Origin of the sequence: Trabulsiella guamensis ATCC 49490, from assembly GCF_000734965.1 — a bacterium.
GTDB lineage: Bacteria > Pseudomonadota > Gammaproteobacteria > Enterobacterales > Enterobacteriaceae > Trabulsiella > Trabulsiella guamensis.
On the sequence record NZ_JMTB01000121.1, the window covers coordinates 90,660 to 114,827 of the forward strand.

At 56.1% G+C, this 24,168-nt stretch carries 20 protein-coding genes; 4 read left to right on the top strand and 16 right to left on the bottom strand.

The annotated features are described in order from the left end of the window. Window positions 1-12: 12 nt before the first annotated feature. The 3 genes from ssnA to GTGU_RS21935 all read right to left on the bottom strand — a co-directional run bounded on the left by ssnA (window position 13) and on the right by GTGU_RS21935 (window position 5,347). A complete protein-coding gene (ssnA, locus tag GTGU_RS21925) occupies window positions 13-1,347 on the bottom strand; it encodes a putative aminohydrolase SsnA (protein ID WP_038162624.1) in 1,335 nt (444 codons plus the stop codon). Next, window positions 1,344-4,448: a putative selenate reductase subunit YgfK gene (gene ygfK / locus GTGU_RS21930; protein WP_038162628.1), complete on the bottom strand. Its 3,105-nt coding sequence runs from the start codon at window positions 4,446-4,448 to the stop codon at window positions 1,344-1,346. Before ygfK ends, ssnA begins: the two co-directional genes overlap by 4 nt. Window positions 4,449-4,771: 323 nt before the next feature. After that, a complete protein-coding gene (locus tag GTGU_RS21935) occupies window positions 4,772-5,347 on the bottom strand; it encodes an NTP transferase domain-containing protein (protein ID WP_038162629.1) in 576 nt (191 codons plus the stop codon). 34 nt (window positions 5,348-5,381) lie between these two features. Here GTGU_RS21935 and yqeC point away from each other — a divergent pair, with 34 nt between their 5' ends. Further along, window positions 5,382-6,149, top strand: coding sequence for a selenium cofactor biosynthesis protein YqeC (gene yqeC, locus GTGU_RS21940; RefSeq protein WP_038162633.1), 768 nt, complete (start codon window positions 5,382-5,384; stop codon window positions 6,147-6,149). A gap of 48 nt (window positions 6,150-6,197) precedes the next feature. Continuing rightward, window positions 6,198-7,823 (top strand): selenium-dependent molybdenum cofactor biosynthesis protein YqeB, encoded by a 1,626-nt coding sequence (yqeB, locus tag GTGU_RS21945; RefSeq protein WP_038162638.1) that lies wholly within the window; start codon window positions 6,198-6,200, stop codon window positions 7,821-7,823. A gap of 36 nt (window positions 7,824-7,859) precedes the next feature. On the opposite strand, the gene arcC is transcribed toward yqeB, so the two are convergent. The 5 genes from arcC to ygeW all read right to left on the bottom strand — a co-directional run bounded on the left by arcC (window position 7,860) and on the right by ygeW (window position 14,009). Then, window positions 7,860-8,792 carry a carbamate kinase gene (gene arcC, locus GTGU_RS21950; RefSeq protein ID WP_038162641.1) on the bottom strand — a complete coding sequence of 311 codons (933 nt, stop codon included), beginning with the start codon at window positions 8,790-8,792 and terminating at the stop codon, window positions 7,860-7,862. Between the two features lie 18 nt (window positions 8,793-8,810). Continuing rightward, entirely contained in the window at window positions 8,811-10,229 is a 1,419-nt protein-coding gene (gene hydA / locus GTGU_RS21955) for a dihydropyrimidinase (protein WP_038162644.1), read from the bottom strand. Between the two features lie 56 nt (window positions 10,230-10,285). Beyond that, the gene (locus GTGU_RS21960; protein ID WP_038162646.1) at window positions 10,286-11,497 is read right to left on the bottom strand and encodes a YgeY family selenium metabolism-linked hydrolase; all 1,212 of its coding nucleotides are present in this window, start codon (window positions 11,495-11,497) and stop codon (window positions 10,286-10,288) included. 63 nt (window positions 11,498-11,560) lie between these two features. Continuing rightward, window positions 11,561-12,760: a diaminopropionate ammonia-lyase gene (gene dpaL, locus GTGU_RS21965; RefSeq protein WP_038162649.1), complete on the bottom strand. Its 1,200-nt coding sequence runs from the start codon at window positions 12,758-12,760 to the stop codon at window positions 11,561-11,563. Window positions 12,761-12,821: 61 nt separating this feature from the next. Further along, on the bottom strand, window positions 12,822-14,009 hold the full coding sequence (gene ygeW / locus GTGU_RS21970) for a knotted carbamoyltransferase YgeW (protein WP_038162651.1): 1,188 nt from the start codon (window positions 14,007-14,009) through the stop codon (window positions 12,822-12,824). Between the two features lie 490 nt (window positions 14,010-14,499). On the opposite strand from ygeW, the gene GTGU_RS21975 reads away from it, so the two are divergent. Continuing rightward, window positions 14,500-16,278, top strand: coding sequence for a sigma-54 interaction domain-containing protein (locus GTGU_RS21975; RefSeq protein ID WP_038162655.1), 1,779 nt, complete (start codon window positions 14,500-14,502; stop codon window positions 16,276-16,278). Window positions 16,279-16,318: 40 nt separating this feature from the next. Here GTGU_RS21975 and xdhC read toward each other — a convergent pair whose 3' ends face one another. From xdhC to xdhA, 3 genes are read right to left on the bottom strand one after another with little or no spacing between them, the layout of a single operon-like run. After that, the gene (gene xdhC, locus GTGU_RS21980) at window positions 16,319-16,798 is read right to left on the bottom strand and encodes a xanthine dehydrogenase iron sulfur-binding subunit XdhC (protein ID WP_038162657.1); all 480 of its coding nucleotides are present in this window, start codon (window positions 16,796-16,798) and stop codon (window positions 16,319-16,321) included. Further along, window positions 16,795-17,670, bottom strand: a complete 876-nt coding sequence (gene xdhB, locus GTGU_RS21985; protein WP_038162659.1) for a xanthine dehydrogenase FAD-binding subunit XdhB — start codon at window positions 17,668-17,670, stop codon at window positions 16,795-16,797. Before xdhB ends, xdhC begins: the two co-directional genes overlap by 4 nt. Before the next feature lie 5 nt (window positions 17,671-17,675). Continuing rightward, window positions 17,676-19,979, bottom strand: a complete 2,304-nt coding sequence (xdhA, locus tag GTGU_RS21990; protein WP_038162661.1) for a xanthine dehydrogenase molybdenum-binding subunit XdhA — start codon at window positions 19,977-19,979, stop codon at window positions 17,676-17,678. A 69-nt stretch (window positions 19,980-20,048) separates the two neighbouring features. Here xdhA and GTGU_RS25905 point away from each other — a divergent pair, with 69 nt between their 5' ends. Further along, window positions 20,049-20,192, top strand: coding sequence for a hypothetical protein (locus tag GTGU_RS25905; protein WP_156964231.1), 144 nt, complete (start codon window positions 20,049-20,051; stop codon window positions 20,190-20,192). Window positions 20,193-20,200: 8 nt separating this feature from the next. Here GTGU_RS25905 and dagF read toward each other — a convergent pair whose 3' ends face one another. Genes dagF through GTGU_RS22015 form a run of 5 tightly spaced genes read right to left on the bottom strand, consistent with a single transcriptional unit; the run spans window position 20,201 to window position 24,158 of the window. Beyond that, complete coding sequence (gene dagF / locus GTGU_RS21995) at window positions 20,201-20,944, bottom strand: 2-dehydro-3-deoxy-phosphogluconate aldolase (protein ID WP_038162663.1); 744 nt, start codon at window positions 20,942-20,944, stop codon at window positions 20,201-20,203. Continuing rightward, window positions 20,931-22,040, bottom strand: a complete 1,110-nt coding sequence (dgaE, locus tag GTGU_RS22000; RefSeq protein WP_038162664.1) for a D-glucosaminate-6-phosphate ammonia lyase — start codon at window positions 22,038-22,040, stop codon at window positions 20,931-20,933. Before dgaE ends, dagF begins: the two co-directional genes overlap by 14 nt. A 3-nt stretch (window positions 22,041-22,043) precedes the next feature. After that, window positions 22,044-22,904: a PTS system mannose/fructose/sorbose family transporter subunit IID gene (locus GTGU_RS22005; RefSeq protein ID WP_161804017.1), complete on the bottom strand. Its 861-nt coding sequence runs from the start codon at window positions 22,902-22,904 to the stop codon at window positions 22,044-22,046. After that, window positions 22,901-23,650 (bottom strand): PTS mannose/fructose/sorbose/N-acetylgalactosamine transporter subunit IIC, encoded by a 750-nt coding sequence (locus GTGU_RS22010; protein ID WP_038162668.1) that lies wholly within the window; start codon window positions 23,648-23,650, stop codon window positions 22,901-22,903. The genes GTGU_RS22005 and GTGU_RS22010 overlap by 4 nt, the downstream gene beginning before the upstream one ends. A gap of 22 nt (window positions 23,651-23,672) precedes the next feature. Further along, window positions 23,673-24,158, bottom strand: coding sequence for a PTS sugar transporter subunit IIB (locus GTGU_RS22015; protein WP_038162670.1), 486 nt, complete (start codon window positions 24,156-24,158; stop codon window positions 23,673-23,675). Window positions 24,159-24,168: the final 10 nt, after the last annotated feature.

The following is a 24,168-nucleotide window of genomic DNA, read 5'->3' on the forward strand; positions in this document are numbered from 1 at the left end:
GGAGGGACAGGGTTAGTTCAGCGCATCCATGCGTTGCCATAGCCGGGCGGCGACCTTCCTGGCTTCGGCAAAGATGGGTTCACAATCAAAGGTGAACTGTCGGTTCTCGTAGACCATCACGCCGTTGACCATCACGCTATTCACGCTGCTGGCGCCGAGGCCAAACGCGATATGCCCGGCAATGTTTTCCGCGATAAGCGGCGTCGGAGAGACGTAATCGCAGATCGTCAGATCGGCCTTGTAACCTGCTTCCAGTCGGCCAAATTTGGCGTGGAAGTTGCGGCTCAGCAGGGCGTTGCCGTTGCTTAGCGCGCGGGCAAAGCTGTCTGGCCATAACGGGCCACCAGCGTCGCGGTGTTTGAAGAAGGCGAATTTCATCTCTTCAAACATGTCGGAGCCGATGCCGTCCGTACCCAGCGCGAGGTTACGGATTTGCGTCAGATGTGAGTTGTAACCGACCTGGTTGTTCATGTTGGAACGGGCGTTATGCACCAGGAAACCGTCGTGGTCATTGAGCAGCCGAGTGTCGTTTTCAGAAAGATAAAGGCCGTGCGCGACCAACGTTTTGCTGTTGAGCAGGTCGTATTCCGCCAGTCTTTCCAGCAGGTCTTTGCCGTAGTGATGGTGGCTGTGCGAGACGTCGTAGCGGTCTTCCGCCGCATGGATATGTAACCCGCGATCCGTCGCCTTAACCGCTTCACGCAGCATCGACAGCCCTTCATCGGAAACGGTGAACGGTGCGTGGGCACCGATATGCGCTTCCACCAGCCACGGTTCAGCGCCTTTTTCACGTGCGCTGTCAATTTCATGTGCGAAGCGGATGTTTTCTTCGACGCCTGCCTGCTGTTCTTTCAGGCCGCCGTTGCGATCAGTGGTCTCGAAGCAGGTCATGCCGCGCAGCCCCACTTTGAGGAACGCGTTACGCAACTGGCTCAGTGAGCCCGCAATGTAATTGGGCGAGGCGTGGTGATCGATAACCGCCGTACAGCCGCTGCGGATGGCCTCTATAGAACACACCAGCCCGCTGTAATACAGGGATTCTTCATCCAGCGCGCGATCAAGCTTCCACCACAGATTTTTGAGCGTCGAGATGAAGTCCGGGCAGGGAGCGATGTTGGCCTGAATGCCGCGCGATAATCCGGAGTAAAAATGGTTATGTGAGCAGACAATGCCTGGCATGACCAGACGACCATGCATCTCTTTTACCTGCGCCTGCGGGTAACGCTGGCTGAGTCCGGGGCCGATGTCGTGGAGGATATCGCCTTCAATGGCGATATCGACGTTTTCCATCACCATGGCCGGATAGAGCTGTGCGGCGGTGACATTTTTCAAAATTAACATGCTTATACCTCCACGCTGCCAAGCAGGTAGTGATGATGCTGATGCACATGGCTGATGATGCGGCAGGTGGCGTCAAGCTGCGGCGGTACCTGCTCAAAGCTGCCTTGCTCATCGATGTTCAGCACCCAGGTCTGGTTATCCTGGCGGACGTGCACGCGCGTATCCTCAATCAGGAAGCCGGGGTTGGTGCTGTTAGCGAAATCCTGAGGCAGGCTGAAAATGGTGAGCTTGTCTTTGTAGGGTTTGCCCTGCCACGGGCAGAATTGCGCGCAGTTGCCGCATTCGTTGCAGTAGGCATCCAGATGCAGCGTTTGAAAACGGTTCTGGAACCCCGGTACGGCAATGGAGACGTTGGCGCGGTTTGGACATACATCCACGCATTTGCTGCAGACGTAGTTACATTCCAGACAGCGGGAAGCTTCCTGCGCCACGAAGGCGTCGCGGTCGTCTTTATCCACTAGTGCGATGGAGATTGCCCCTTTGCGGCGATAGATGTCTGCCGGATCGACGTTGTTCCAACGTTTGTCTCCGTAGTGTGAACGGATGTTTTCCCGCGCAAGAATAACATCGGTAGCTCTACGGGCGTTGCCGATAGCAGAGACGATCGAAGACGGACCGCGTTGTACGTCGCCAATCAGGAACACGTCTGGCTTACGGGTCTCCCCGTCGGCGTTGACTTCCGGCCAGCCGCGCGTATCTAACGGGATCCCCATCGCGTCCAGCGCGTCGGCATCCTGCTGTTCGCCAATGGCCGTGATCAGCGTATCGACCTGTATGGTGCGGGTTTCGTCAGTCTCTACCGGGCGACGGCGACCTTGTTCATCGGCCTCGCCCAGTTTCATGACACGCACGGTCAGTGTGCCGTCGCGGTCGAATTTTTCCGGGTTGCTCAGGAACTGGAATTCGACACCGTCATGCAGAGCCTCTTCGTACTCCTCGCGCCAGGCAGGCATTTCCTGCAAGGAGCGGCGATAGACGACGGTGGCTTTTTCCACACCCGGTATGCGAAGCGCGGTACGCGCGCAGTCCATCGCGGTATTACCGGCACCTACCACGACAACATGTTTGCCGGGCTGTAAGGGTTTGCCGAGATTGTAATCACGGAGGAACTGCAGCGATTTCCAGACGTTCTGGTTATCGCCTGCCAGCTTCACGCCGTTGTTTTTTGCAGTACCGGTGCCGACCAGCACATATCTGAAGCCTTCCTGTTTTAGCTGATCGACTGTCAGGTGCGGATCGCAGCCGTAAACAATGTTTACGCCGTGGGCGACCACGAAATCAATGTCGTGCTGGATGAGTTCGCCAGGAATACGGAATTGCGGAATGATATTTCTGACCACGCCGCCTGCGTTTTCTTCGCGTTCAAACAGCGTCACCGGGTGCCCGGCACGGGCAAGGAAATAGCCTGCCGCCAGACCTGCCGGGCCTGCGCCAATCACGGCGACCGGGTTCAGAGAACCAGACCCCGCCGGTTTATGCCAGCGCTGCTGATACTCGTTCCAGCCTTTTTCCAGCGCGACCTTTTTCAGTTCGCGAATGTTCAGCGCGCTGTCGTAGTCGAGACGCGTACAGTTGTACTGGCACTGGTGATCGCAGATATGACCCGTGATGGCAGGCAGGGCGTTACGCTGGTAAATCAATTCCAGCGCATCGGCGTAACGGTGCTCACCCATCAGGCGGATGTATTCCGGGATGTCCTGCTTAATGGCGCAGGCTGTGACGCACGGCGCTACGTAGCAGTCCGTCATTGGCAGTTTTTCGCCGACGTCGATACGCTCTTCCGGTTTCCAGTGTTTCTGTGTGTACTCCATGCTGACGGCCCGTTCCGCCAGGGCGTTCAGGCGCGCAACATCGACATGGTTCATCTCCCAGCCGTCGGCTTGTTCCAGTTCGCGCATGCATTCGCTCAGACGCAGATAGCCACCGGGTTTCAGCAGATCGGTCGCCATGGTGATGGGGCGAATGCCGGTTTCGAAAATATCTTTAATCGTGAGCTGGCTGGCACCGCCGGAATAAGAGATTGGCAGTTTGCCGTCGAAAGCGCGGGAAAGCAGGGCGGCAACGTTGATGGAGAGCGGGAACAGCGCGCGGCCTGACATGTACATTTCATCACCCGGCAATGCACCTTTGTTGTTGATGGTGCCGAGTGTGTTGGTCAGCTTCACGCCAAAGCCGAGCCCTTTCTCTTTCGCCAGCACCATCAGGCGTTGCAGCATCTCCAGTGCCTGGCCGATTTTCAGGTCATGCTCGAAGGATTCTTCTTTCAGGCCGACATAATCAAAGCCGCAGGTATCGAGGATTTCACGCACCCGCTGATAACCGAGCAGCGTCGGGTTGAGTTTCACAAAGGTGTTAAGCCCTTTTTCTTCCAGCATGTAGCGGCAGATGGCTTCGATTTCGTCAGGCGGGCAGCCGTGCATAGTCGACAGAGTGACGCCATGGACCATCGTCGCTGGAATGTGCTCCGTCAGTGTGGCGAGCTGGCAGCGAATATCTTCGAGCTGGTGGCGGCGAAGGAACTCGTCATCACGCAGCCAGCGGTTCAGCGTGTCGCGGTAGAGCGCGAATTTCGGATGGGCGGCGGCGTTCATCATGTTGTCGATGAACTGCTGCATTGGCGGCTGTTTAATACCGTCAAGGTTATAGCCCACACTCATATTGAAGATGAAGGATTTCCCGGCGCGGGTCGGGGTGAGAGGGAAGATGGTTTCCAGCAGATGCAGTACAAACCAGGCTTTCAGGTACTCGTCCCAGGCTTTCAGCAACGTAAATTCGGTGGACCATTCGGTGTTGAAGCACTCGTCTTCAGCATCAATACAGGGCTTTTCCAGTTCCAGCCTGTCGAGGATTTGCACCGTTTTCAGTTCGATGAAGCGCCCACCCGTCAGCCATGAAGTAATGATGTTTTGCGCGAGCTGGGTATGCGGCCCGGCGGCGGGGCCAATCGGCGTCGCGCAGGTTTCACCAAACACACTGAGCTGATGCTCTTTCACCGGTGAATAGAACTGCTCTTCAGGAATACCGAAAATTGAATGGTGGTTCTGGTATTCATCAAAAATGCGCGTCAAAAGTTCCTCAAACGGAATGGGACGCATGATATCCCCCATAACCCTCTCCTTAGTTTCATATACACAGCGGTGTATCAGGTGGAATCAACATGGCCGGAATGGCAGTCACTCCGGCGGATTGGGTTAATCAGAGCAACATTCGCACCAGTTATTACCGTGGAAGGAAGGAAGAATGAAAAAATGTGAAGCGTCTCGAAAGTTAAGGTCGGTTTGTGAATTATCTCACGTCGGTTAAATGAGAATTACACTCACTCATTTCACCGCGAGGGTTATATTTCTCAAATATCATTTTTAACTATCATAATGATAAATTCACCTGCGAAGAGTTTATTTGCGGGCGCGCAAACGATTAACTGGGTAAATTAACCCCGATAATTATCTTGCAGGTTGATAAAATCTTGCGGCGTATCGATATCAAAAATGATTTCCGGTTCTTCCATGTCGATACAGCGATGTTTCCCGGTCAGTAACGCATTGCGCATCGAGCGGGTTAGCCGTTGAGAAACAGCAGCTTGTAGCGTGGACTGATTGATCAGCACAGGGTGGCCCGGCGTGCCGTTGTGGTGCGGAATAAGGGCGTAATCACCGCGTAACACCCAGAGTTTGCTGAAGATTTTTTCATTGAGACAGGGGATGTCGCCGTGGGTAATAAAACAGTATTCAGTTTCCACATGGCGGGCGCCCGTGACGATGGAAGAGAAGAGCCCGTTGGCATAATCAGGATTATCTACCAGCAGAAGATTATCATTTTTCGCGTAGCGTTGATGTAACGCATCGCCGCGAAAGCCAGTAACTAAAATAATACGCGAGCAAAATTGCATTGCGTTTTTAATACTTGCATCAAGAATTGTTCCTTGCTGCCAGGGTAACATCATTTTCCACTGTCCCATACGTGAAGATAATCCCGCAGCGGTAATAATACAGTCGATCTGTTGCATAGCTTACCCAATATAACCAGAAGCAATTTAGCGAATGGAAAATATACCTCAACGTGAAACCCTGTTTTGTGATTTGGGCGCATTTGTTCGCCCGCTGGTGATATCCGCCGTCGGCGCAGGGGGGAAAACCAGCACGCTGTTCTGGCTGGCGACACTCTTCCGCCAGGCGGGCAGACGCGTGCTGATCACCACGACCACCAATATGTTTCTTCCCGCTGAACAGTGCCCCGTTATGTTGTGTCGCAATCCCGCTCAACTGCCTGCGGCGTTTTTTCAACAACCGCTGGCGGCCTGCTTCTCCCGCTGGTTACCGGAGGCCGGCAAAGTACGTGGATTTACGCCGCAAACCATAGATGCGCTGGCGGCGCGTGCTGACTGTGACGTCATTCTGGTCGAAGCCGACGGCGCTCACGGTTTTGCTATTAAGGCGCCAGATGAGCATGAACCTTGCATACCTCAAACCAGTCATTGCGTGGTTGCGGTAACGGGCGGGGGAATGCTCGGGCAACCGGTGGGGCCAGACAATGTTCATCGCTGGCCTGTATTTTCCCGCATCACTGGCGCGGAGCCTGAAGATACGCTGGATTTCCCCATGCTGTTTCGGCTGGTTAAACACCCACAGGGGGCGTTCAAAAACGTGCCGCCTGGCTGTCGCCGGGTCTGGCTGCTGAACCAGATTTCTCAAAATGAGAAATTACCCGCGCCGCTGTTTTCCACTGTGCTGGAGAACGGAGAGGCCGATGCCGTCTGGTTGGGGGCCGTACAGGAAAACCCCGCCATCACACGCAGACTGGTGAGATAGCGACGCCGGACCGCTGGGGTCATTGAAGGGATATCCATTGAGGTTTTTATGAATATTTTCTCAGAAGCTGCAAAACTCGAAGAACAAAACCGACCGTTCGCCCTGGCGCAGATTGTCGACAGCAGGGGCTCTACGCCGCGCCACTCCGCACAGATGCTGGTGCGTGAAGACGGGACCATCAGTGGGACCATCGGTGGCGGAATGGTGGAGCGCAAAGTTATTGATGAAGCGCTCGACGCGCTGAGAGAAAAGAAACCGCGGATGTTTCATGGCCGCATGGCGCGAAATGGTGCCGATGCCGTAGGTTCTGATTGCGGCGGCGCGATGTCAGTCTACATCAGCGTTCACGGTTTACGGCCGCGTCTGGTGCTGATTGGCGCCGGGCACGTTAACCGCGCGATTGCGCAGGGTGCCGCGCTGCTCGGCTTTGAAATCGCTGTCGCCGATATCTACCAGGAGAGCCTTAATCCGGACTATTTCCCACCTTCTGCCGAATTACTGCATGCTGATTCCTTCACCGCGGCAGTGGATCAACTGGACATTAAACCTGAGAACTTCGTCCTCATCGCTACTAACAATAAGGACCGTGAAGCGCTGGATAAACTGATTGTTCAGCCGGTGGCGTGGCTTGGGTTACTGGCCAGCCGCCGTAAGGTGCAGGTCTTTCTGCGGCAGATGCGGGAAAACGGTGTGGATGAGAACGACATCGCGCGTTTGCATGCGCCGGTGGGGTTTAACATTGGCGCGGAAACGCCGCATGAAATCGCCATCAGCGTGCTGGCGGAGATCCTGCAGGTTAAAAATCACGCCGCGGGTGGGCTGATGATGGCGGCACCACATCCGTCGCAGCATCAACGTGTGGTGATCCGTGGCGCGGGGGATATCGCCACCGGCGTGGCACTGCGTCTCTGGCATGCCGGGTTCAAAGTCATCATGTTGGAAGTGGAAAAACCGACAGTGATCCGCCGCAGTGTGGCATTCGCGCAGGCGGTTTTCCAGGGTGAAACGCAGGTCGAAGGCGTGACAGCGCGACGGGTCGCGTCAGCGGAAGAAGCCATTAGCGCTGCTGACAGTGGCGTGATACCCGTACTGATTGATCCGCTATGCCAGTCGCTCGAGCTGCTGAAACCTGGGGGCGTGGTTGATGCCATTCTGGCGAAAGAAAACATGGGCACGCGCATCGACATGGCGCCGATTACCATAGCGCTCGGGCCAGGCTTCAGCGCCGGAAAAGACTGCCATGCGGTGATCGAAACCAACCGTGGTCACTGGTTAGGGCAGGTGATCTACCAGGGTACGGCGCAGGAAAACACCGGTATTCCCGGCAATATCCAGGGTTACACGTCTCGTCGCGTGATTCGCGCACCGGTCGCAGGTGTGATGAATGCCTGCGTTCAGCTCGGCGACATTGTCAGTGAAGGGGAGATGATTGCCCGTATCGGTGAAACCGAGATTCTGGCACCACTGTCGGGGATGGTGCGCGGGCTTTTGAACGACGGACTGGTGGTGAACAGTGGCTTTAAAATTGGCGATATCGACCCGCGTGGCGCGTCAGCCGATTTTACCAGCGTCTCTGACAAAGCCAGAGCGATTGGCGGCGGGGTACTGGAAGCGCTGATGACGCTGATGCATCAGGGCGTGAAATCCACCCGCGAACTGGTGACAGTGGCATAAAGAATGGCCCCGGTAGCAGCGCTCCGGGGCCTGTTCTTACTGGCTGATGACCGTACCGGTCTTACCTTCAATCCCTTCTTTCGCTTTACTGAGCACAGTAATGAGCGCCTCGCGGCCCGGGCGGGAACGGGCAAACGATGCAGCGGCTTCCACTTTCGGCAGCATCGATCCTTTCGCGAAATGCCCTTCAGCGATAAAGCGTTCGGCATCGCTGAGCGACAGCCGGTCAAGCCATTGCTCGTTCGGCTTGCCGAAGTTGATCGCCACTTTTTCCACAGCAGTGAGGATGATCAGCATGTCGGCATCAATCATCGCTGCCAGTGTTGCGCTGGCCCAGTCTTTATCAATTACCGCGCTGGCACCGCGCAGATGGTTTCCTTCACGGATAACCGGAATACCGCCGCCACCTACAGTGATTACCACCTGACCGGCGGCCATCATCGCTTTAACAGATTCTTTTTCAATGATATCGACGGGTTTTGGCGAGGCTACAACGCGACGATATCCACGACCCGCATCCTCTTTCATGGTGTAGCCCTGACGGCTCAACTGTTCTGCATCGTCTTTGCTGAAGAAGGAGCCAATCGGCTTCGTCGGGTTCTGGAATGCCGGATCGTTGGCGTCGACTTCCACCTGCGTGATAAGCGTCGCCACCGGGACGTTCATCCCACGGGACAGCAGCTCTTCACGCAGCGCGTTTTGCAGATCATAACCAATGTAGCCCTGACTCAGCGCTACGCAGACCGACATCGGCAGCATCGGGGTGTGCGCTTCGGTTTTCGCTGCCGCTTCAAACGCCAGATTGATCATCCCGACCTGCGGACCGTTACCGTGCGTGACAACAACCTGATGTCCCTGAGCGATAAGATCCACAATCGCTTGTGCGGTGAGTTTGACCGCTTTCATCTGCCCGGCAAGATCGTCACCTAAGGCATTCCCGCCCAGGGCGAGAACAATTTTCTTACTCATCCATTCCTCTCTTTATGGTTATTGACCCAGCGGGGAAACGCTCCCGTCCACGGGTGATGTTGGTGCGCTAAACGGTTTACGGCGCAGGAAGCGGCCCTGTCCGGCGACGCCGGAAAAGACGCCATCGTTGTAAATGACTCTGCCGTGAGAGAGCGTCTGCCGGATGGCTCCCTGGCATGCAAAACCTTCCCAGGGGGAGTAGTCCGCGTTGTCATGCAGTTCGGCGTGGCGAATGGTGGTGCGCTGGCGCGGATCGATAATCACAATGTCGCCATCGGCACCTGGCGCGAGCAGCCCTTTTTGCGGCCACAAGCCAAACAGCTTCGCGGGTGTGGCGCTGGTCAGCGCCACGAAACGTTCGGGCGAAATACGGCCGCTCATCACGCCGTGTGAGAACAGCAACAGCAGGCGGTTTTCCACGCCAGGTAAACCGTTCGGACAACGGCTGAAATCACCGCCAGATAGTTGCTGGCGCTGCGCATGCGAGAACGTGCAGTGATCGGTAGCCACGACATCGACCGCGCCATCGCTGATGCCGCACCACAGCGCATCGTTGTTGCGCGCATTGCGCAGCGGCGGACTGAGGAGATAGTTCAGCGCGTCTTCGCGCTCGTAGCAGCGGTCATCCAGCAACAAATATTGCGGACAGGTTTCCACCCATACAGGTTGATGGCGTGCCTGCGCCAGACGCAGGTAATCCAGCCCCAGCCCGTTAGACAGATGGACGATATACAGTGGCGCGTTGCCGGACAGTTTCGCCAGGTTGATCATACGGGCAATGGCTTCGGCTTCGCACTCTTCCGGGCGACTCAGTGCGTGATATTTCGGTGCCGTTTTCCCTGCGGCGAGAAATTCGAGGCGTTTGCGGTGGATTACTGCGTCATTTTCAGGATGAACAGTGGTCAGTGCCCCCGCCTGGTGGAGATGCCGCAGCGCCTGCAGTACCTCGTCATCATTCAGTTTGTACTGGTAGGTCAGATAGAGCTTAAAGCTGCTGATCCCGGCGTCTACCATCATTGGGATCTCATCCAGAATGGCGTGATTAATATGCTGGATCACGCCGTGGAAGCTGTAGTCGATCACCGCTTTGTGTGCGGCATAACCGTGATACACCTCCAGTTGGTGGTGTAGTCTACATCCAGCGGGACCAAACCCCATGTGGTCAATGATGGTTGTTGTACCGCCACACGCGGCGGCGCGGGTGCCGGTAAAAAAATCATCACAACTGCGGGCCATGCCGGTATCAATATTGAAGTGGGTATGCACATCAACACCGCCCGGCATCACATAGCAGCCATCGGCATCGATCACCTCGCAGGGAAGTTCAGGCGAAATGTGGTCGGCAATCTGGCGGATGATGCCGCTTTCGATGAGCAGATCCTGTTTCGCTTTTCCGTCAGCGTTAACAACCGTTCCGTTTTTAATCAGTACACGCATAGCTGCAAACTCCGGCCTCCCGCCAGGACAGTGGCGGGAGGCATTACAGGTGATGATTACTCAGTGGCCAGCCAGCTCAGTGGGATGGCGGCGTACATCGCAGCGCAGGTCACAAGATGCGCTTTCCAGGTTTTCTCGTTCGGCGCATGGGCTTCCGGCTCTTTACCCGGACCAAAGCCGATCACCGGAATACCGTGGCGACCCATAATGGAGACGCCATTGGTGGAGAAGGTCCACTTATCGACGACCGGCGACTGTCCAAACAGCCCTTCATAGGCGTTGCTCAGCGCTCTGACGGTGAAGTGATCTTCTTCGACTTTCCAGGTCGGGAAATAGCACTCAGTCGGATAAACCAGGCCAGTCCAGGACGGACGGTCATAGTTGTACATTGATACCACGGCATTCGCTTTCTTCACGGCTGGCAGTGCGCGGATCTCTTCCAGTGCACCTTCCCAGGTTTCGCCCCAGGTCAGACGACGGTCAATGGAGACCGCGCAACTGTCGGCAACGGCGCAGCGGCTTGGTGAGGTAAAGAAGATTTCAGAGACAGTCAGCGTGCCCTTACCGAGGAACTCGTCATAGCCAAGACGGCCGGCAAGCTCCTCGAGATCGCCCAGGATCGGGCCCATTTTGAAGATGGCGTTATCACCACGTTCCGGCGCAGAGCCGTGGCAACTGACGCCCTGCACGTCGATGCGGATCTCCATGCGTCCGCGCTGGCCGCGGTAGATCTGGCAGTCGGTCGGTTCGGTACTGACCACAAACTCCGGGCGAATGCCGGATTGTTCAATAATGTACTGCCAGCACAGGCCGTCGCAGTCTTCTTCCTGCACGGTACCGGTCACCAGCAGGGTGTATTCGTCTTCCAGCCCCAGATCTTTGATGATCTTCCCGGCGTACACCATCGACGCCATCCCGCCTTCCTGGTCAGACGCACCACGCCCGCCGATCAGCTCGTCGGTTTCCATCCCTTCGTAGGGATCGAAATTCCAGTTCTTAATGTTGCCGATCCCCACGGTATCGATGTGCGCGTCCATCGCTACCAGGCGTGGACCATGGCCGATATAACCTAAAATGTTGCCCATCGGATCGATAACGACTTTATCGAAGCCGACTTTTTCCATCTCTTCTTTGATGCGGTGAATCACGCGTTTTTCATCGCAGCTTTCGCTGGGAATGGCGATCATGTCGCGTAAAAAACGGGTCATGTCTTCCTGATAGTGATTTGCTTTTTCCAGAATCAGTTTGAATGGAATGTGCTTAGCCATCGGTAATTTCTCCAGTCCTTTCTGCCCCGCCTGGCGGGGCGAATATGTATCAATATGGTGGGATTAACGTGTTGCCGGATGTTTGCCTTCCCAGACCACTTCCCGATAATGTTTCGCGTCGGTATCGCCTTCAGTGCTGATCACCAGCACCACGGAGTCGCGGTCCAGCCCCAGTTTTTGCATCAGGGCGTCGCGTTGCGGGTGGTAATGAATGGCGGCGAGAATGCCGGTGCCAACAGCACCGGATTCACCGGAAATCACTCGCGGATCATGACCCAGCGGGTTGCCGAGCACGCGCATGCCGAGCGCCGCCACGGCGTCCTGGCAGGAAATAAACTGCGTCGCGCAATTGCGCAGCACTTCCCAGCCGAGCGGGTTTGGTTCGCCACAGGCCAGTCCGGCCATGATGGTGGCCATGTCACCGCCAACATTGACGATTTGCCCTTTCACACCAGAACGGTAGATGCAGTCGGCCAGCTCCGGTTCCACGACGACGGAATGGAGGTTGCTGGCGCCGTAGACATCCACCAGATAACCCAGTACGCCGCCTGCCATTGCGCCGACGCCTGCCTGCAGGAAGACGTGGGTTGGGCGGCTGATGCCCATTGACGTCATCTGTTCCACTGCTTCGTCAGCGAGGGTGGCGTAGCCTTGCATAATCCAGGTCGGGATTTTGGTGTAGCCTTCCCAGGCGGTGTCCTGCACCACTTCCCAGCCGTTTTCCTGGGCTACTTTCATGGTGTATCGCACGGTATCGTCGTAGTTCATGTCGGTGACGATGCATTCGGCGCCGAGTTTCAGAATTGCGTCGACACGCTCTTGTGCAGAGCCTTTCGGCATGTAAACCACCGCGTTCTGCCCAAGCTGTTTGGCCGCCCATGCCACGCCACGGCCATGGTTACCGTCGGTGGTGGTGGCGAAGGTCATCTTTTCTTTGATCGTGGTTTTGATGGTGTCGAAGGAAAAATCGTTGATGTTTAACTGGTATTTTTCACATAACAACCGTGCAATCGCGTAAGAGCCACCAAGCATCTTGAAGGCGTTGAGACCAAAGCGTTGCGACTCGTCTTTGACGAGAATATTTTTTATGCCCAGCAAGGCTGACAAGTCTTTCAGCGCATACAGCGGCGTCGGCTGATAGCCGGTAATTTTCTGGTGGAAATGCCGCGCCTGTTGCGCTTGCCTGCGCGAAAAGAGCGGTGACGTTTCGCCGTTAAAATAGCGATTGTCGGCAATATCAATTTTGAGAGAGAAAGCAGACATATTCTGTCCTTATCCTTCATAACAGTGAGTTGCAGGCCGACCCGCAGGCCGGCCTGACGTGTTATTTGAGGCGCGCTTGCGCTTCCTTGAGCAACTGGTCCAGCAGCATGCCCGGTCGGGCGTATTTACGGGCGAGGATCATGGCGGCGATGATGTACGGCTTCCAGCTCGCCTCTTTGTAAGTGGCGATGCGGTATTTTTCGAAGACGGCTTCGGTCACTTCCCCTTCGGCACAGGAGACGCCGGTGATATCCGCAGGTAGACAATGCATGTAGAGGGCATTGCCGTTGCGGGTCAGCTTCATCATCTCTTCAGTGCAGTGCCAGTCTTTGTGGTTGGCATTCTGCGCCAGGCAGGCTTTTTCCAGCGTTTTCAGGCCATCGTGATCGCTGGCGCGCAGCAGTTCGGTGCGTTTTTCCATCACCTTGTAAGGTGCCCAGGATTTCGGGTAGACGATGTCGGCATCTTTGAAGGCCTCGGCCATGTTGGTGACCTGGGTGAAGCTACCGCCAGAGGCTTTGGCGTTGTTTTTGGCCACTTCAATGACATCCGGGATCAGGTCGTAACCTTCCGGGTGCGCCAGCGTGACATCCATGCCGAAGCGCGTCATCAGGCCGATGATCCCCTGCGGCACAGAAAGCGGTTTGCCGTAGCTTGGGGAGTAAGCCCAGGTCATGGCGATCTTCTTGCCTTTCAGGTTTTCCAGTGAGCCGAAATGCTCACGCAACCAGGCGAGGTCAGCCATTGACTGCGTCGGGTGGTCAATGTCGCATTGCAGGTTGATCAGCGCCGGGCGCTGCGGCAGCACACCATGCTTGAAGCCATCGTCGAGCGCGGCACCCACTTCGCGCATGTAGGCGTTACCGGCGCCGAGATACATATCGTCGCGGATACCGATGGCATCGGCGCAGAAGGAGATCATATTGGCGGTTTCACGCACGGTTTCACCGTGGGCGATCTGCGATTTCCCTTCGTCAAGATCCTGCTGCGCCAGACCTAACAGGTTCAGTGCCGAGGCGTAAGAGAAGCGAGTGCGGGTGGAGTTATCACGGAAGACGGAAATGCCCAGGCCACTGTTGAACACTTTGGTCGCAATGTTCTCGGCCCGCAGCGTTTTTAAAGCCGCCGCGACATCCAGTACCTGCTTCAGTTCATCCGGGGTTTGTTCCCACGTCAGGAGAAAGTCTTTCTCGTGCAGGTGGGAGTTGCGTGTGTTGATATCCTTAATCAGCTCGTTAACTGTTTTCATCGTATAGTCCTGGTAGTGAATGACTGGCGTAATGACAATGTGGCTGTACAGTCGACGAACGGACGTTCAGAGAAGTGACTGTCAGCGATATTCACTGCTTAACAATAAGTGTGCCAGTTCCCTGAAATCGCGCTTTTCGTGGAGCAAGCGAGGGTGTTTATGAGATGTGCGTCACAAAATAAACGGTGTCTGTTTTATATTTCGTGAACGAAAACGTTTGGCTTTTTTCGCTGGAAAGTGTGTTTTTTGAATAGTTACGGAAATAAAATTGGCTGGCTCTATAAATTCCGCCAAATTGATAAAAACAGCGGGAAGATTCTCATATTGATATGAAAATGTGATGTTTCTTCCATATTTTTATCAACAAATGATAAAGAAGGAGCATCTTTATCAATATTGTCCGGCGCTAAGTTAGTATCATGGAATCATAAAAATACAATTATCGCACTTCTATAAATATCAGTCAGTTATTGATATTAAAGGTTACGCTATGATGCCCTCAAACACATTATCAGTTCTGATGCAGATCCAACCCACTATCCAGCGCTTTGCCCGAATGCTTTCCAGTGTATTGCAACTGGACGTCGAGATTGTCGACGAAGCGCTGTGCCGCGTTGCCGGTACTGGCGCGTATGGCAAATCGATCGGGCGTAAATTGAATGCGGATTCGCGTTTGCTTCGTTATGTTCTTGAAACGAAGAAAGAAAAAGTTGTGACGCACTCGCGGTTCGATCCGCTTTGCGAAGGGTGTGTCAACAAAGATAACTGTAAAGAGAAAGCTTTCCTCGGCACGCCGGTGATTTACCAGAACACCTGCGTCGGGGTGATTAGTCTCATCGCCGTGACACATGAGCAACAGGAACGTATTGCGGATAACCTTCATGCGTTTTCTGATTATGTTCGTCATGTTTCGTCAATATTTGTATCGCGACTTCTGGATGACCAAAGCGGTAACGATAATATCCGAAAAGTATTTCTCACCATGATTGAAAATATGGATCAGGGTGTTCTGGTGGTAGGCCAGGATAATCAGGTGAAGATGGTCAATCAGGCGGCATTAAAGGTGCTTGGTGTGACGCAGGCGAATATTCTCGGCAAAAACGTTCATTTTCGCCCGCTGACTTTTGAGCGTAATTTTACCAGCGGCCATATGCAGCATGTCGTATCATTCGATGATAATAGCGAGCTGATTATTGGTCAGTTGCATACTATTCAGGATCAGCAGCTGTTTTTGATGGCATTCCACCAGTCACACTCCTCTTCCACGCTGGCGCCGGTCCAGGACGAACCGCAAATTGAACATCTTGTCGGCGAATGCCGCCCGATGCGGATCCTGAAAAACCTGATTAGCCGCATCGCCCCCAGCCCCTCCAGTGTGCTGATCGTCGGGGAAAGCGGAACGGGGAAAGAGGTAGTGGCAAGAGCCATTCACAAGCTGAGCGATCGTAAATCAAAACCCTTTATCGCTATTAATTGCGCCGCCATTCCGGAACAGTTACTGGAAAGCGAGCTGTTTGGTTATGTGAAAGGCGCGTTTACCGGCGCTTCAGCCAATGGTAAAACCGGTCTGGTGCAGGCCGCCAACCACGGCACGCTGTTTCTCGATGAAATCGGCGATATGCCGCTCACGTTGCAGGCCAAATTATTGCGCGCTATCGAAGCGCGCGAGATCCAGCCAGTAGGTTCCAGTAACCCGGTGTCGGTGGATATCCGTATCATTTCCGCGACCAACCAGAATCTTGAGCAATTCATTGCCGACGGTAAATTCCGTGAAGATCTCTACTATCGTCTGAACGTCATTCCTTTGCGGCTGCCGCCGCTGCGTGAGCGGCAGGAAGATATCGAACTGCTGATCCACTATTTCCTCCATCTGCACACCCGACGGCTGGATCTGGTTTACCCCGGTATCGCGCCGGAAGTGATCGCGCTGCTCAAGCGGTATCGCTGGCCGGGTAACCTGCGCGAGCTGAGCAATCTGATTGAGTATCTGGTGAACGTGGTGCCGTCCGGCGAGGTTATCGATCTCTCCTTCCTGCCACCAAATCTGGTGAACAGTGGCAGGCTGCCCGAGCAGGAAACGGCAAGCGTGACGGTGCTCTACAACCCGAAAGAGGAAGAGGGCGTGACACCACTGGAAGAGATGGAAAAACAGATGATCCGCGAGGCGTTGTCCCGCTACAGTAATAAAAAACAGGCGGCGGATGAGCTGGGGATCGGCATAGCCACGCTGTATCGCAAAATAAAGAAGTACGAACTTATGAGCGCCTGAGGATCGGGCAGGTGTGCGGTTTGCACCTGCCCGGTTTTCGTTATTGCTCTTCTTCGCAGGCCTGAACGGTCTCAACTATCATCTGATATCCGGTGCAGCGGCACAGATTTCCCGCCAGTCCGCGGCGGATCTCCTGCACTGTGAAAGGTTTGACGTGAGGTTTAGCCAGCAGTGCGGTAGTCGCCATCACCAGCCCTGGCGTGCAAAAGCCGCACTGTACCGCGCCAGATTGCGTAAACGCCTCCTGCACTCGCGACAATTTCCCGCCCACGGCTTCCCCCTCCAGTGTGCGGATTTGCTTACCGTCAATCCAGGCGGCCAGATAGAGGCAGCTGTCCACGGCAACGCCGTCCACCAGCACGGTACAGGCGCCACATTCGCCGACGCAGCACCCTTGTTTCACGCTGAGCAGCCCATGCGAACGCAGCAGTTCTGACAGTGGCGTCGCCGGAGACAGCGTGAATTGATATGGCGAACCGTTGATGGCACATTCCACAGTCACCCATGTTGTATGATTCATAATACGCCCCCCGCGTGCGCCACTGCGTCGCTTATCACGCGCTGCGCCATGGTTTTGATCAGGTGTAAACGGAAATCTTTCGCTGCACGCCAGGAGGATCGTGGAGAGACATCCTGCAGCAGTGCTTCGCAGACTGCGCTCAGCGTTTGCCCATTAACGGGGGCATTGTGCGCGGCGAGTTCAGCCTGTTCGCAGCGGATCGGTGTCGGCGCGGCAACGCCAAAGGCCAGCCGCAACTCGTGGAAAATGCCGTCAGCAATGTGGCACCAGGCCGCGCAGCCAATTGTGGCGATGTCCATCGCATCGCGCATCGCGTATTTAAAATGAGCGCTGCCGATGCCCGTCGTGGGTTGCGCTGGAAAATGAAAAGCGACGGCAATCTCGCCTGGCGATAATGCCACTTTGCCCGGGCCGGTGTGGAAGCCACGCACCGGGGTAAAACGCGTACCCTGGGTTGAGATAATCTCCAGCGAAGCGTTGTAGATAAGCGATGGCGTGGCGGAATCCGCACTGGTGGCGCCATTACAGATATTGCCGCCGTAGGTCGCGACATTACGGATTTGTGGCCCGGCAATCGACGCGGCAGCGGCTGCCAGCGCCGGCAGGTGCTGTTGGATCAGCGGGCTTTCAATCAGCTCGGTAAAGGTTGTGCCGGCGCCAATGCGGATATCGCCGTGCTCATTGCAGGTAATACCGCGCAGGTCATCCAGCCCGTGAATGTCGACCACGTGGCGGTATTTGTCGTTGAGATGGTGAAGCTGAATAAGCACATCGGTGCCGCCTGCGATGAGCCGGGCTTCCGGATGGGCGGCGGTAAGGGTAACGGCATCCTGCAGGTTCGCGGCGCGGTGGTACGTTTCAATATCAAACATAGCGATTATCCTTCAATCAATCCGGCCTGACGAAACTCAGTAAACAGGCGTTTCGGCGTGAGTGGCAGGGTGTTGATCCCGACACCCGTCGCCATCAGCACCGCATTACGAATGGCGGCGGCAACGGAAATCAGCGGCGGCTCGCCCAGTGATTTATGCCCGTAAGCGGACTGTGGTTCGCAACTGTCGACAAACGCGCTTTCCAGCGTCGGCAGATCCATCATGGTGGGCATTTTGTAATCCAGCAGATTTGGGTTGCGTACCAGTCCACTGGTTTCATCGATGATCATCTCTTCAAACACCGACCAGCCAATTCCCATGCCCATGCCGCCATGCACCTGACCTTCCGCCAGCAACGGATTGAGAATGCGCCCCGAATCATGGACGTTAAGAATCCGGTTGATGGTGATTTTGCACAGCGCCACGTCCACCATGAGATCGACAAACGTGCAGCCGAAGGCTGGCGGATTAGTGATTGTTTTAACGGATGCTTCCGCCGTGAGCTGCGCGCCACGTTCCGGGTGATAGAACGCGTCCATCGCCACCTCGGCGACGGAAATCAGCGGCATCTCCGGACGTTCGGTCATTGCAATCATGCCGTGGCGCAGCGTCAGGTTTAGCGCCGACTGATGTAGCATTTCCGCGGCATGAAGAATGATTTTTTCCCGCAACTGGCGCGCGGCCTCGCGCAGCGCCGGGGCGGCGACATAGCTCTGGCGGGAGCCAAACGCGCCCGGGTCAAACGGCGTCACGTCGGTATCCTGCACGGAAATGACACGCACCTGGTTCACTGGCACGCCAATGGTTTCCGCCACCATCTGGCTGAAGACGGTATCGGCGCCCTGGCCGATTTCCGTCGCGCCGCTCTGTACGTGAATAAACCCGTCCTGATTCAACAGCACCCTCGCACCGGCAATTTCCACGCCCACCGGCCAGGTGTTGGAGCCATAACTAAAACAGGCGACGCCCACGCCGCGCCGCAGATTGCCATGCTGCGCAGCACACTCAGCGCGTCGTTTATCCCACTCAAACAACTCGCGACCTTTGCGCAGGCATTCCGGCAGCCCGGCGCTGTAGATGGTTTTCTTATTGACGGGGTTAATATCGCCTTCCTGGGCGGCATTGCGCAGACGAATATCAAGCGGATCGAGTTTCAGCGCGGTGGCGGCATCATCGAGCAGTGATTCCAGCGCGAAGATAAGCTGCGGCGCGCCGTAGCCACGCATCGCTCCGGCGGTGGGCAGGTTCGTGTAGCAGGTCGTGGCGCGATAACCAAAGGCGCTGCGCGGGTAGAGATAGCTGATTTTATTGCCGCCCGCCGCAGCGATGGAGTGGCCGTGCGAGGCATAGGCGCCAGTGTTGGAGAGCACGTCCATGCAGTAGCCTTTCAGCGTGCCATCGCGCTCAATACCCAGTTGCGCATCAATGGTAAACGCGTGACGGGTACGGGTCGCCATGAAGCACTCTTCCCGGCTGAGCGACACTTTGACTGGAATACCGCCGAGTCGGGAGGTCAGGAACGCCGCCATTGGCTCTTCCAGCACGTCCTGTTTGTTACCGAAACCGCCGCCGACATAGGGTTTGATGACGCGGATCGCCGACCACGACATGCCCAGCGCCTGGGCGACAATGCGGCGCACAAGATGCGGGATTTGTGTACTGGAGACGATGGTGATGCGTTGATCTTCTTCCATCCACGCGAAGCTGGTGACGCCTTCCATATGGCAGTGTTGCACGACGGGTGTCTGGAAATGGTTCTGAAACTGGTATTTCGCGGCGGCAATCATGCTTTGTGGATCACCGGCGCTGATCTCACTCGATTTCAGTACGTTGCCGCCCTCGTGGATAGCCACCGCCCCCTCGGCCATCGCCGCTTCCGGCGTGGTGATCACCGGCAATGCTTCCCACTCCACTTTCACCTTATGTGCGGCGCGCTCGGCGGTCAGTTCGTCGCGGGCCACCACAATGGCGACAGCATCGCCGTGATGGCGGACGTGACGGGTCAGAAGGTAGCGATCGGCGATATCCCGTTTCTCAGGATCTAATGTCCAGGCGTGGCCTGCCGTCGGGAAAGGTAGCTCAGGTACATCTTCCCAGGTGAACACCGCCAGCACGCCGGGCAGGGCGCGGGCTTCGGTACTGTCTATCTGGCTGGCGTAGCCATGGGCGATGGGGCTGCGCACATACTTTGCGTAACACATCCCTGCCATAACGTAATCATCCGTATAACGTGCGCGTCCGGTCACTTTGGCGATGGCATCCACACGCAGACACGACTCGCCGGTGGCGGTAGCTTCCCGCTCATCCATAATATTCCCCTTGTGATCTTTTAAGCATCCGGGAAAGAGGCAAGAAGTACGCCAGAAACGTGAGAACGCGTGGATGAGACGTTAATTTGTGATGCGCTTAAAAAATGTCCGCCAAAAGAGGGGGAGAAGGCGGAAAACAGCAGTGCGGTGAATATCATATTGAGCATTCGTAAACTCATTATGATAGAAAAAGCAGCCCTGCGGGCTGCCTGAGAAACGGGCTAGACCAGTGATTTGATGATGCTCAGCAACTTCGCCACATCTTCCGGGCGTGTATTGCCGGTGTCCGGATCAATGATGGAGCTGTAAACATGCGGCATCGCCTGCGCGATCCCCGTCTCAAGACAGGTTTGCAGAATAATGCCAAAATTATCAAGGTCGATGCCGCCTGTCGGCTCGATCAGCGTCATGCCATTGTTCACCGCCGCTTCCGTCAGCGCTTTCAGTTCCGGTAACGATTTTTCGCCCCCCATCGGGAAAAATTTCGCCGCATGAGCGCCCATATCCACCATCATGCGCACGGCGGCATCACAGGAGACGCGCGCCGGGCTCCCCTGGCTGCTGCTAACGCCGGTGGAAACAATCACTTCGCCAGGCACGCCGGTCGGGCTTACCAGCGCGTTGATCCGCGTGGTGATGCCGCCAGTGGCCGCCAGCGCGCCCGCGGCGAACCCGCAACCAGTAAAGGTCTGGTTAACGTGCGCCGGATGGACGCGGGCGGCAATCATCGCCGCTTTATAAAACTGCGCCGGATCACCCGCCCCCAGGCCGACAGAAATAGACGGGATGGCATCCATCCAGCGTTGTACGTCGTGAATACCGTCCTCAGGCGTGGCAAACTGCGCCGAAAGGACGCCGATCACCGCATGACCTTCAGCGGCGTCATAGATTTCCCGGGCATTGGCGATATCCTTTGCCAGCACATTTATCGCCACACGCTGACGATAAAAATTAATGTGTTGCATGTTGAGCAATCTCCTTCAGCCGCGCGACAATAATGTCCATCTCACCGGGCGCGAGCGTACGTGGGTCGATACTGAAAACCCCTTCGTGCAGGAAGTAACGGCGGGTATAAATCGCAATCTCGCCTTCCCGCAACTGTGCTTCGACCGCGCGGGCATCCAGTCCGAGTTCGCTTTGCGAGATACGGATACGAACACGCCAGATCGCACGTCCGGCTTCGTCCTGTTCGATGTCTGCCTGCATGCCGCGCAGAGCGGAAATCGCCTCCGCGACGGGGCGCAGTTGTGCTTCGGTGGGGCCTTGCGGCGTCAGGTGATAACGGTCGAGGGCGAACAGCAGCCCGACCATATTTTCCTTGCCGATTTTCATGGCGCGGGCAATACCGTGATGCTGCGCTTTGCAGGCGTCGATCCAGCGTTGTTTGCCGGTGATAAACCCGGAGGTCGGCGCGTTAAACGCTTTTGCTCCGCTGTAAATCACCATGTCGGCACCGCTGGCGACCCAGTGGCGTAAATCTTCTTCGGCGGCGGCATCGACGATCAGCGGCAGATTATGCGCACGCGCCACCTGCACGAAATCATCAATAGTCAGCATCCCTTTCTGTACGCAGTGGTGTGATTTCACAAACAGCAGCGCCGCGGTGCGTTCGCTGACAGCGCGTTCCAGTTGCCAGCGGGCAGCAAGATTACTGGCGCCCACTTCCACCACGCGCCCGCCGCCGAGGCGAATGGCGCTGGTGATCGGTGCGCCGTAATCCACGACATGGCCCCGCAGCATCAGGATTTCGTTCGCCAGACCGCTGCTGTCCGGCATTTGCGCCACGCGATCCGGTTCACCCTGAGTAATGGCAGCAGCGACAGCAATTGCGATCCCGGCAGAGGCGCAGGAGGTGATGTAGCTGTCTTCTGCGCCGGTGTGGCGGGAGACTCGCTCTCCCGCACAATCCACCAGTTTGTCGATCTCCACGAACGCGCCCGCGGCTTCGGCAGTGGCCTGCATCACCCCGGACGCCACGCTGGAGACGCCGAGAATCGTCATTTTGCCGCAGGCGTTAATCACCCGTTTCAGCCCCAGTTGCTGGTAGATGTTCTGGCTCATGGCTTACAACACTCCCAGCAGCGAGCAGGCGACGCTGATCGCCACAATTGACAGCAGGATCGTGGTGTAACGCGGCCCTTTTTTCACCAGATAGAAGTAGATGGCAAACACCGCCGCCAGCGGCAGCAAACCGGGGGCGATGGAGTCGAGGATCTGCTGAACCACCACTTCCGACCCTTTCAGGGCGCTGATTTTCAGCGGTGTGGTGATCTTCACGTAGCTTGCCGACAGCGCGCCCATCATGATGAGGCCGAGCACGTTCGCGCCGTAGATAAGCTCTTTTATCCTCCCCCCCTGTAGCAGCCCGACGATGGAATCGCGCCCCAGCGTGTAGCCTTTGTGGATCAATCCGTAGCTAATCGCCAGCGTCACCGCCGGGTAGAGGATCAGCGGTGCAATCCCACCGAAGGCGCTACCGCTGGCGGCAAACGGAATGAAGATGGCGATCAACAGCGGCATTACTGCCGCCCAGACGATCGAGTCGCCCATCCCGGCCAGCGGTCCCATCAGACCGGTTTTGATCCCGGTGATCGACGCGTCGCTGATCGGCTCGCCACGGGTTTTTTGCTCTTCCATGGCGATAGAGATCCCCTGGATCACCGCCCCGAAGGTCTGTTCCGAGTTGAAGAAGTTCAGGTGGCGCTTGAGGGCTTCAACCTGTTCCTCTTTTTGCGGATAGAGTTTCTTGATAATCGGCGTCATCGAGGCACAGAAAATCAGGCTCTGCAAACGTTCATAGGAGTTGGACACTTCCGCCCCCAGCCAGTAAATAAACCAGGCTTTGGTGATGTCCGCTTTCGTCAGCGCGTGGCTTTCGCGCGCACGCTCAACAAGTTCATGCTGCATTACGTCGCTGCTCATCATGCTGCTCCTTCATTTTTCGCCAGGCCTTTAATCAGGAAGGCCACGCAGGTGCCGAAAATCGCCATCGCCATGATGTCTACTTTGAGGTAGAGCACCGCGAAGAATCCGCCGATAAACCACGGCAGCAGGCTGCGTTTGCCGATAACCATGATGGTGATCGCGAAGCCCAGCGCTGGCAGGATCCCGCCCATAATTTCAAACGAGTGGGTGAGCCACTGTGGCATCAGTTTGAGGAATTTCTCGACCACGCTCTGGCCGTAATAGTTGGCGGCGAATACCACCGGGAAACGCAGTACCAGCCCCAGCAGCGCCGGGTAGATAAAGGCGCAGCGCATGATCCCCGCCATGTTGGCGGTTTCGGCATGCTTGTCCGCCATATGTACCCAGGCGGCGTTCAGCGTGCGGCGTAGCTGGTCGAGGAACACGCCAATCACGCCAAAAGGAATAGCCAGCGCAATCGCCATGTTGGGCTCCATGCCCGCCTGAACGGCAATTGGAATGGAGATACAGGCCGCCAGCGCCGGGTCGGAAGGCACGTTACCGCCAGGTGTGGAGGTGACCCCGAGATAAACCAGCTGCATACCGGCGCCGATGATCATCGCGGTCTGCATATTGCCGAGCAGCAGACCGACAAATACTGCCACCACCACCGGCTGGAGAAGCATCGCTGAGAAGGTGTAGCCCAGGCGTAAACGGGCGAACCAGTAATACAACCCCATCAGGCTCGCAAAAAGCAAAGTGTCCATAATATTCTCTCATTTTAGAGGGTTAGAATTTTTTCAGAATATCGTCCAGCGACTGCGGTTTATCTTCCGGGATCGTCTGGAAAAACACCTGAATTCCACGACTTTTCAAATCTTTGAGAATGCCCACGTCTTTCTCATCCAGGGTGATGTTCTGGAAGACGGCTTTGCGGTTTGGTCCGCCGCCCAGTCCGCCCACCTGAATGGTGCCGACGTCAAAACCGTTCTGTACTACCTGTTGAATCGCGGCCAGTGACGGGAACAGCACCAGCACGTTGCCATCACCCAGCCGGTTCTCTTTCCACGTTGCCGCGAAACTGTCGTTGCCATAGCAATCCACTTTGATGTTCGGCGGCGCCGCCATCAGGTAGATGTTCTTCATAAACGGATCGGCATCCAGTTCATCGCTGACCACCACAATGCGGTTCGCCTGAGACTGGCCGACCCACTTTGTGACCACCTGACCGTGGATGAGGCGGCTGTCGATACGGCATAAGACGATGTTTGCCATAATGTTTTCC